Origin of the sequence: Mesorhizobium sp. M7A.F.Ca.CA.001.08.2.1, from assembly GCF_003998455.1 — a bacterium.
GTDB classification, from domain to species: Bacteria; Pseudomonadota; Alphaproteobacteria; order Rhizobiales; family Rhizobiaceae; genus Mesorhizobium; species Mesorhizobium ciceri.
In genome coordinates, this window is record NZ_RZPW01000201.1 from 1 (window position 1) to 8,942 (window position 8,942).

The 8,942-nt window shown below is 62.9% G+C and carries 8 protein-coding genes and 1 pseudogene; 5 read left to right on the top strand and 4 right to left on the bottom strand.

Annotated features, from left to right (window positions below; translation table 11 throughout):
* Positions 1–418: pseudogene (locus tag EN914_RS14180) on the top strand (radical SAM protein); the annotation flags it as partial.
* 2 nt (positions 419–420) lie between these two features.
* Positions 421–1,878, top strand: coding sequence for a UdgX family uracil-DNA binding protein (locus EN914_RS14185; RefSeq protein ID WP_024501928.1), 1,458 nt, complete (start codon positions 421–423; stop codon positions 1,876–1,878).
* Positions 1,879–1,940: 62 nt separating this feature from the next.
* Here EN914_RS14185 and EN914_RS14190 read toward each other — a convergent pair whose 3' ends face one another.
* The 4 genes from EN914_RS14190 to EN914_RS14205 all read right to left on the bottom strand — a co-directional run bounded on the left by EN914_RS14190 (position 1,941) and on the right by EN914_RS14205 (position 6,435).
* A complete protein-coding gene (locus tag EN914_RS14190) occupies positions 1,941–3,206 on the bottom strand; it encodes a glycerate kinase (protein WP_024501929.1) in 1,266 nt (421 codons plus the stop codon).
* Positions 3,203–3,706, bottom strand: a complete 504-nt coding sequence (locus EN914_RS14195; RefSeq protein WP_024501930.1) for a heme-degrading domain-containing protein — start codon at positions 3,704–3,706, stop codon at positions 3,203–3,205. Before EN914_RS14195 ends, EN914_RS14190 begins: the two co-directional genes overlap by 4 nt.
* A gap of 193 nt (positions 3,707–3,899) precedes the next feature.
* Positions 3,900–5,216, bottom strand: a complete 1,317-nt coding sequence (gene guaD / locus EN914_RS14200; RefSeq protein ID WP_013528234.1) for a guanine deaminase — start codon at positions 5,214–5,216, stop codon at positions 3,900–3,902.
* Between the two features lies 1 nt (position 5,217).
* Positions 5,218–6,435 (bottom strand): urate hydroxylase PuuD, encoded by a 1,218-nt coding sequence (locus tag EN914_RS14205; protein WP_024501931.1) that lies wholly within the window; start codon positions 6,433–6,435, stop codon positions 5,218–5,220.
* Between the two features lie 131 nt (positions 6,436–6,566).
* Here EN914_RS14205 and EN914_RS14210 point away from each other — a divergent pair, with 131 nt between their 5' ends.
* The 3 genes from EN914_RS14210 to EN914_RS14220 all read left to right on the top strand — a co-directional run.
* On the top strand, positions 6,567–7,487 hold the full coding sequence (locus EN914_RS14210) for a LysR family transcriptional regulator (protein ID WP_024501932.1): 921 nt from the start codon (positions 6,567–6,569) through the stop codon (positions 7,485–7,487).
* A gap of 124 nt (positions 7,488–7,611) precedes the next feature.
* Entirely contained in the window at positions 7,612–8,619 is a 1,008-nt protein-coding gene (locus EN914_RS14215) for an LLM class flavin-dependent oxidoreductase (protein ID WP_024501933.1), read from the top strand.
* The coding region (locus EN914_RS14220) for an LLM class flavin-dependent oxidoreductase (protein ID WP_127389133.1) at positions 8,616–8,942 on the top strand (327 nt) is incomplete at its 3' end. The genes EN914_RS14215 and EN914_RS14220, both read left to right, overlap by 4 nt.

Consider the following 8,942-nt stretch of genomic DNA (forward strand, 5'->3'; position numbering starts at 1 on the left):
GAAGCCGCCTCTGATGCGTGAGCACCGGCTTTATCAGGCCGACTGGCTGATGCGGTTTTACGGCTTTTCGCAACCGGAAATCCTCGCCGGCAGCAGCGACGGCATGCTCGATCTCGCCGTCGACCCGAAGCTGGGCTGGGCACTGCGCAACCGGGGGCAGTTTCCCGTCGACATCAATCGCGCCGACCGCGAAGCGCTGCTGCGGGTGCCGGGTCTCGGCACCAAGGTGGTGGCGAAGATTTTGGAGACGCGCCGGCACCGGCGCATGCGGCTCGAGGACGTCGGACGGATCTGCCAGTCGATCGCCAAGCTCAGGCCGTTCATCATCGCCGAAGGCTGGTCACCTGGCGCGCTGACCGACAAGGCCGGCCTGCGCGAAAAGATTGCCTCCTCCTGCGAACAGTTGTCGTTGTTCTGATCATGCGGCCGGCGGAACTCGATCTCGCCAGATACAGAGTTCGGCTCGACAGCGAGACGGATTTTGCGGGCTGGCGTGACGCGGCACGGCGGCTGGCCTTGAATGAGGTCAGGCCCGAGGACGTCGACTGGCATGTCGCGCCAGGCTCTGAGCAGGCACAATTGCCTGAAGTGCCTGCGGGCGCGCAACTCGTCGTGCCGCGCGACTTCCTCGGGCATGCCGAAACGGCGTTCTGCCATTCCGATCCCGGCCGGTTTGCCTTTCTCTACCGAATGCTGTGGCGATTGCGCGACGAGGCTAAACTGCTGGAAATCGCGTCGGATTCCGACACCAGGCGGCTCGAGGCCATGGAGAAGGCGGTGCGGCGCGACAGCCACAAGATGCACGCCTTCGTACGTTTCCGGAAAATCGGCGACGGTGCCGATGAGCGCTATGTCGCCTGGTTCGAGCCGGATCATTTCATCGTCGAGCGCAACGCCGATTTCTTCGTCAGACGTTTCACCGGCATGCGCTGGACGATCCTGACCCCTTATGCCTCTGCCGACTGGGATGGCGAAAGGCTGGCGATCGGGCCGGGCGCGGCCAAGGGCGATGCGCCTGATCAGGACGATACCGAGGCGCTCTGGCGCACCTATTTCGAGAACATCTTCAACCCGGCGCGATTGAAGGTGAAAGCCATGCAGAAGGAGATGCCGAAGAAATATTGGCGGAACCTTCCCGAGGCCTCGCTCATTCCAGACATGATCGCAGGAGCGGACAAGGCCGCCAAGGACATGATTGCGAAGATGCCGACAACACCCGCGCCGCACCACGCAAAGGTGCAGGCACGGCATTGGCCGAAGCAGCCCGTCGAAGCACCGGAAGATGATGCAAGCACGATTCCGGAATTGCGCGAGGCAGCGAAAGGCTGCCGCCGCTGCCCGCTGTGGCGCGACGCGACGCAGACCGTCTTCGGTGAAGGCCCTGACAATGCCAAGGTGATCTTCGTCGGCGAACAGCCGGGGGATCAGGAGGACCTCGCCGGCAAACCTTTCGTGGGTCCGGCCGGCAAGGTGTTCGATGCGATCCTGGACGATGCCGGTGTCGACCGGCAAAAGGTCTATGTCACCAACGCGGTCAAGCACTTCAAGTTCGAGCCGCGCGGCAAGCGCCGCATCCACTCCAAACCGAATTCCGGTGAGATTCAGGCCTGCCGCTGGTGGATCGACCAAGAATTCGAGCTGATCAAGCCGAACCTCGCCGTGGCACTCGGCGCGACAGCGGCGATGTCGCTGCTCGGCAAGGCGATTCCGGTGACAAAGATGCGCGGACAAGTGATCGAGCGCGAGGACGGATTGCGCGTGTTCATCACCATCCATCCCTCCTTCATCCTGCGCATCCGCGAACCCGCGGACAAGGAGGCTGAACGCGAACGGTTCCTGCAGGACATGAAGCTGGTGAAGCGGCTGATGGCCGCCTGATTGTCTGTTTTGCGCGATTCCGGACGGAAAACCGCTTCACGGTTTTCCTGGAATTGCTGCGGCTATCTGATCAGAATTGCCCTGAGATCGTTGACATTCGTACCGGTCGGGCCGGGTACGAAGAGATCGTCAACCGCGTTGAAGGCCGTCCAGGCATTGTTGCCGGCAAGCATAGCCTTGGCGTCCACCCCGGCAGCGCGCATGCGCGACACGGTCGAAGCATCGGCAAAGGCACCGGCATTGTCTTCCGAACCGTCGATGCCGTCAGTGTCGGCGGCCAGCGCATTGATACCGTCGACGCCATTGATGCCGATGGCGAAGGCGAGCAGGAATTCCGAATTGCGGCCGCCCTTGCCTTTTGCGCGCAGCGTCACGGTTGTCTCGCCGCCCGACAGGATCAGCACCGGCCTCGAGAAAGGCCTGTTGCGCGTCGCCACTTCACGCGCGATCGCGGCGTGGACACCGCCAACCTCGCGCGCCTCGCCTTCGATGGCATCGGAGAGGATAACCGCCTCGACGCCTTGCCGTTTCGCTTCCGCAGCGGCGGCTTCCAGCGATACCCCGGCCGAAGCGATCAGATGCACCTCGTTGCGCAAAAAGCGCTCGTCATCCGGGCTTGGCGCATCGGCGGCCGGCGAATTGATATGCGCCATCACCGAGGCCGGCAGTTTCATGCCATAGGCCGATATCGAGGCCAGCGCGTCGGCGCGGCTGCCTGTATCCGGTACGGTTGGGCCGGAGGCGACCATTGCCGGATTATCGCCGGGAATATCGGAGACGATCAGCGACACCACCCTGGCCGGCCATGCGGCCGCCGCCAGCCTGCCGCCTTTGATGGTGGAAAGGTGCTTGCGGATAGTGTTCATCGCCGCGATCGGCGCACCCGAGGCGAGCAGCGCCTCATTGACCGCGATCTCGTCGGCCAGCGTCAAGCTGCCGGCCGGCGACGGCAACAGCGCCGAGCCGCCGCCGGAAATCAGCGCCACCACCAGATCGTCCGCCGTCAGCCCTTGCACCTTCGCCAGCAGCCGGCGCGAGGCTTCAAGGCCGGCAGCGTCCGGCACCGGGTGCGCCGCCTCGATGATCTCGATGCGCTCGCAGGTCGCGCCATAGCCATAGCGGGTGACGACCAGCCCTTCGATGGGGGCGTCCCACACTTTCTCGAAGGCTGCCGCCATTTGCGCCGAGCCTTTGCCCGCGCCGATGACGATGGTACGGCCCTTGGGCTTGGCCGGCAGATGATCCCTGATGGTTCGTTCCGGATCGGCGGCGGCGACGGCGGCGTTGAAGATGGAGACGAGGAACAATTTGGGGTCGAGCACGGTCATTCGGCTTCCCGAGGCAATGCCAAGCCGCGCTTGTCGACGCCCAAATGATCGCACAGCGCATCGACGACGACGCCGTGATCCTCGCGCTCCGGCAGTCCGGAAACGGCGATGACGCCAATGACGCCGGTGCCCTTGGCGTTCACCGGAAAGCCACCGCCGGCCAGCACGTAGTCGGCAATTTCCAGCCCTTCACCAATCTTGAAGGTGCGGTCGGGGCGCTGCTGTTCCAACACCATGCGATAGGTGCTTCTCAGGAACCGTTTGACCACATTGATCTTGCGCCGCGCCCAGTCGGGATTGGAAGCGTTCGAGCCCGGCAGCGCGGCGTAGAACAGCGGCCGGTCCCACAGCCTGATGTCGACTATGATGGGTAGATCTTCGGCGATTGCACGATCGCGAATGGCGGAGCCGATTTTGAAAGCGACGGCCTCGTCGAAGGTCGCGAAGACAAGGGTCTCTTCCTGTCTCTTGATCAGAGCGATGTCGTCAGCAACGGCCATTTTCTTTCTCCGAAATCGTCACACGTCGTGTGTACGACAAGCTCCGCTCGGTCAAGCTTCCGTGGCGTGGCCACCTTCTCCCGAGGGGAGAAGAGACGAGCACGGGCCTCGGCTTCCTCCTCTCCCCTCGGGGAGAGGCCGGATTGCCCCGAATTGCCTTCGCAATTCGGTTGGTAATCCGGGTGAGGGGGTCTTACCCCGCGCTCATGTCAGCCTTGGCTGGCCGCCCCGCCACATAAACTTCGCGGACGGAGCGGTCGTCGCCCAGCGTCTGCAGGAGAAAGAGTTCCTGCGCCAGCGTCTCGACCGTCTCCATCCTGAGCCGCATTCCCGGCGTTGCCCTGGCGTCCAGCACGACGATGTCGGCGTCGGTGCCCGCGTCCAGCGTGCCTATCTTTTCCACCACCGACAGCGCCTCGGCATTGCCGCGCGTCGTCTGCCAGAAGGACTGGAACGGGTTGAGCTTTTCGCCATTCAGCGCGATCACCTTGTAGCCTTCGTCCATGGTGCGCAGCATGGAGTAGTTGGTGCCGCCGCCGACATCGGTGGCGGCGGCGATGCGGATCGGCTTGTCGCGTCGGCGAAAGCGCTGATAATCGAAGAGGCCGGAGCCGAGGAAAAGGTTCGAGGTCGGGCAGAACACCGCCACCGAGCCCGAGTCCGAAAGCGCATCCGCTTCGCGCTCCGACAAATGGATGCAGTGGCCGAACAGGCTCTTTTTGCCTAACAGCCCGTAATGCTCGTAGACGTCGGTGTAGTCGCGCGCCCACGGGTAGAGTTCCTGCGTGAAAGCGATCTCGGCGTGGTTTTCCGACAGATGCGTCTGCATGTGCAGGCCGGGATGTTCGCGGCACAACACGCCCGCCATCTCCATCTGCTCCGGCGACGAGGTGATGGCGAAGCGCGGCGTGATGGCGTAGTGCTGGCGGCCCTTGCCGTGCCACTCCTTGATCAGCGCCTTTGTGTCGTCATAGCCGGATTGCGGGGTGTCGAGCACGCCGTCGGGCGCATTGCGATCCATCATCACCTTGCCGGCGATGTTGAGCATGTTGCGGTCATGCGATTCTGCGAAGAAGGCTTCGGCCGAGGCCTTGTGCACCGAGCAGTAGGCGGCGACCGTCGTGGTGCCGTGGCGCACCATTTCGTCGAGGAACAGCCGCGCGATGCGGCGGCCGTGCTGGGCGTTGGCGAACTTCGTTTCTTCCGGAAAAGTGTAGGTGTTCAGCCAGTCGAGCAGTTCGGCGCCATAGGAGGCGATGATCTGCATCTGCGGAAAATGCGCATGGGCATCTATGAAGCCGGGCAGCAGCAGATGCGGCCGGTGGTCAATCCTTTTCACCGTTTCGTCGGCTTGCTTTTCAACATCGGCATAAGTACCCGCGGCGACGATCCTGCCGTCACGGATCAGCAGTCCGCCATCCTCCTCGTAGCGCCAGGCGGAATGGTCTTCGAGAGTTTGCGGCCAGCGCACAAAGGACAGCGTGCGGCCGCGCAGAAGTGTCGAATTCATGCTATTTCCCTGCGCCTTCGAACCAGGCCACCAGCAGCGCCCGTTCCTTGTCGGTGATCTGAGAGACGTTGGCGGGCGGCATGGCGTGGCTGCGGCCGGCCTGCAGATAGATTTCGCGGGCGTGGTTGGCGATATCCGCATCGGTGTCGAGCATCACGCCCTTGGGCGCATGATAGATGCCCTCATAGACCGGCTCCGCCGCGTGGCACATCGAACAGCGGCCGAGCACGGTGTCGCGCACCGCCGGGAAATGCGCTGAAGCGACATAGACTTGCGCCGACGCGGATTCCTTGGGTTCGCCGGTCAGCACTTTCGGCGCGGTCGACAGCCAAATGATGACGATGAACAGGACGAGTGCCGCCATCCAGGTCCAGGTCGGATTGCCCTTGCGCGCATGGACCGAGTTAAAATAGTGCCGGATCAGCACGCCGATGATGAACACCAGCGAGGCGATGACCCAGTTGAACTCAGTGCCGAACGCCAGCGGATAGTGGTTCGACAGCATCAGGAACAGGACCGGCAGCGTCAGGTAATTGTTATGGAGAGAGCGCTGCTTGGCGATCTTGCCGTATTTCGGGTCGGGCTTGCGGCCGGCGATGAGGTCGGCGACGACGATCTTCTGGTTGGGGATGATGACCATGAAGACATTGGCCGACATGATCGTGGCGGTGATGGCGCCCAGATGCAGGAAGGCGGCACGGCCGGTGAACAGGTGGGTCAGTCCCCAGGCGATGAACACCAGCACGCAATAGAGCACCAGCATCAGGCCGGTGTCGCTTTTTCCGAGCGGCGAGCGGCACAGCAGATCGTAGACCACCCAGCCGACGCCGATCGTTGCCAGCGACAGCAGGATACCGACCGGGACCGACATCGGCAGCACGTTCGGATCGATCAGGAACAGATCGGCTCCGGCATAATAGACGACGCACAGCATGGCGAAGCCGGACAGCCAGGTGGCGTAGGATTCCCATTTGAACCAGGTCAGGTGTTCCGGCATTTCGGCCGGCGCCACCAGATATTTCTGGATGTGATAAAAGCCGCCGCCATGCACCTGCCATTCCTCGCCGAAGGCGCCGACGGGCATGCCGGGACGCTGGCGCAGGCCGAGATCAAGCGCGACGAAATAGAACGACGAGCCGATCCAGGCGATGCCGGTGACGACATGCAGCCAGCGCACGGCAAAACTCAGCCAATCCCAGAAAATCGCGAAATCCATCATTGAAATCGTCCCTGCCGATTGGGTGACTTTACGGGCTGGAGCGCAAACGGAAAGAGGCGAGGCGCACGAGGACTTTCAAAAAAAAATGGAAAATACTAGGTTGATCCTGCAAACCGGCGAAGGTGCTCCGCATGGCCTATCTCGACAACATCGCCGTCTTCGTTCGCGTCGTTGAACTCGGCAATCTGTCGGCGGCCGGGCGCGACATGCGCATTTCGCCGGCGGTCGCTTCCAACCGCATCAAGGAACTGGAGAAGCACCTTGGCGTGCGGCTGTTCAACCGCACCACACGGCAATTGATGCCGACCGAGCATGGCACGGTTTTTTACGGGGGCGCCAAGCAGGTGCTGGAGGCAATCACCGAGGCGGAAGCGGCGGTCTCTGCCCTTTCCGGCCAGCCGCGCGGCACCATCCGCGTCACGGCACCGCTCGGCCTCGGCCGCCGGCTGGTGGCTTCGGGCATCCCCGATTTCCACGACAAATACCCTGATATCGAGGTGCGGCTCAGGCTCTCGGACCACAATGTCGACATCATGAAGGAAGGCATCGACGTCGCCTTCCGGCTCGGCATCATCGAGGATTCCAGCCTCAGGATGCGCGGCATCATGGAATGCGAGCGCGTGCTGGTGGCGGCGCCGAAATATCTCGAAGCGCGCGGCGAACCGATTGAGCCGCAGGAACTGATCGGCAAGAAGCACGACTGCCTGATGCTGCGTTATTCGGGCGCGCGCGAATATGTGTGGACGCTGCAGACCCCCACCGGCCCGCAGAAATTCGAGGTACACGGGCCCTACGACACCGACGATGGCGACGTGCTGACCGGCTGGGCGCTTTCAGGCCGCGGCATCATCAACAAGCCGCGCTTCGAGGTCGAGCCATTCATCCGCGACCGGCGGCTGAAGGTGATCCTGCCCAGCACGCCACCGACACCGGTGCAGTTCGCCGCCGTCTATCCGCACAAGAAGCTGCAGGACCCAAAAGTGCGGCTGCTGCTCGACTTCATGGCCGAGCGCTGCCAGCGGCTGATCAACGATCTTCTTGCTGGCAAATAAAGGCTGGCCGGCAAATAGGGACTGGCCGGTAGGTGAGCGGCGGTTTGGCCCAGCGCCGGCGGTTGCCATCCGAGGATGTGGCGAACATAGTTCGGGTGGCATTTCATCTCATAGGGAACCCTCGATGGACAACGGCGCCACAATGCATCTTGCCGTTTCGCTCGCCGATCCATCACTCGAGACTGGGTTGGAATTCAGCCGCCTGGCTGGTTTCGTGCAAAAGGCTGAAGCAGCCGGGCTGGACATGGTGCTGCTTGCCGATGCCGCGCCAGCGTCCGAAAGCGAAGCCGCGAACAAACGGATGCCCTTCGAAGCGACGACCTTGCTGGCCGCTCTGGCGACTGTCACAAGCAGGATCGGCTTGGTTGCCGCTGCCTCGACAATTGCCCACCAACCCTACAATCTGGCACGCCGTTTCGCTTCGCTCGACGTTATCAGCCACGGCCGCAGTGGCTGGAACGCAACCATGACGCAAGCGCCACGGGAAGCAGCCAATTTCAGCCGGCCCGAAGGATTTTCGCCTAACGATTTCCGCCGTCGCAGTGAGGAATATATCGGCATCGTGCAAGGTCTGTGGCAGGGCTGGGATGCGGACGCGCTGCTGTTCGACCAGAGCGGCGGCCGCTTCCACGACCCCGAAAAGATGCACCTGCTGGAGCACAAGGGCGAATTCTTTTCCGTGCGCGGACCGCTGAACGTCGCCCGGTCGCCGCAGGATACGCCAGTGCTCGTCTTGTCGGGCCTGCAGGAATCCGACTTCGATATTGCCACTCGCACCGCCGATGTCATCCTGCTGGACGGCGGACTGGTGGAGGGCGCGACCGAACGCTATGACGATATCAGGCGCCGTGTCACGGCGTGCGGACGCGATCCGGATGCTGTGAAAGTGCTGACGAACGTCGCGCTTATCGCCGATAGTAAGCCGGCTGCCGTCGCCGAGAGGCTGGAAAAGGAATTCCGGGCGAGAGGCTGCGACGGGTTCAACATCCTGATGCCGGCACAGCTTTCTGCGCTCGACGATTTCGTCGATCTGGTCTTGCCGGCGCTGCGGCGGCGTGGCTTGTTTCGAGAGAACTATCGCGGCACGATGTTGCGCTCGCATCTCGGGCTTGCCGGCGGAGGTGACCGATGACCGCTCGCCAGATGAAGCTCGGCGCCTTTCTGTGGGCGACAGGTCATCACATCGCCGCCTGGCGCCACCCCAAGGCGCACGTCACCGCCGGCATAGACATCGATCATTACATCCAGCTGGCGCGCACGGCGGAGGCGGCGAAGTTCGACATGGTGTTCTGCGAGGACGCCGCCGGCCTGCGTGAAGCCAATATCGGCATTGCCAGCCAGACGTCGCGCTCGATCGGTTTCGAGCCGATCAGCCTGCTCTCGGCGCTCGCCGTCCAGACCAGCCGCATCGGCCTCGTCTCGACAGCGTCGACAAGCTACAACGAGCCTTATGGG

Excerpts from the sequence above, each read along its gene's own strand:
- EN914_RS14215 (WP_024501933.1), top strand. The coding sequence starts at position 7,612 with ATGGACAACGGCGCCACAATGCATCTTGCCGTTTCGCTCGCCGATCCA.
- EN914_RS14190 (WP_024501929.1), bottom strand. The coding sequence starts at position 3,206 with ATGACCGTGCTCGACCCCAAATTGTTCCTCGTCTCCATCTTCAACGCC.
- EN914_RS14185 (WP_024501928.1), top strand. The coding sequence starts at position 421 with ATGCGGCCGGCGGAACTCGATCTCGCCAGATACAGAGTTCGGCTCGAC.
- EN914_RS14195 (WP_024501930.1), bottom strand. The coding sequence starts at position 3,706 with ATGGCCGTTGCTGACGACATCGCTCTGATCAAGAGACAGGAAGAGACC.
- EN914_RS14210 (WP_024501932.1), top strand. The coding sequence starts at position 6,567 with ATGGCCTATCTCGACAACATCGCCGTCTTCGTTCGCGTCGTTGAACTC.
- guaD (WP_013528234.1), bottom strand. The coding sequence starts at position 5,216 with ATGAATTCGACACTTCTGCGCGGCCGCACGCTGTCCTTTGTGCGCTGG.
- EN914_RS14205 (WP_024501931.1), bottom strand. The coding sequence starts at position 6,435 with ATGATGGATTTCGCGATTTTCTGGGATTGGCTGAGTTTTGCCGTGCGC.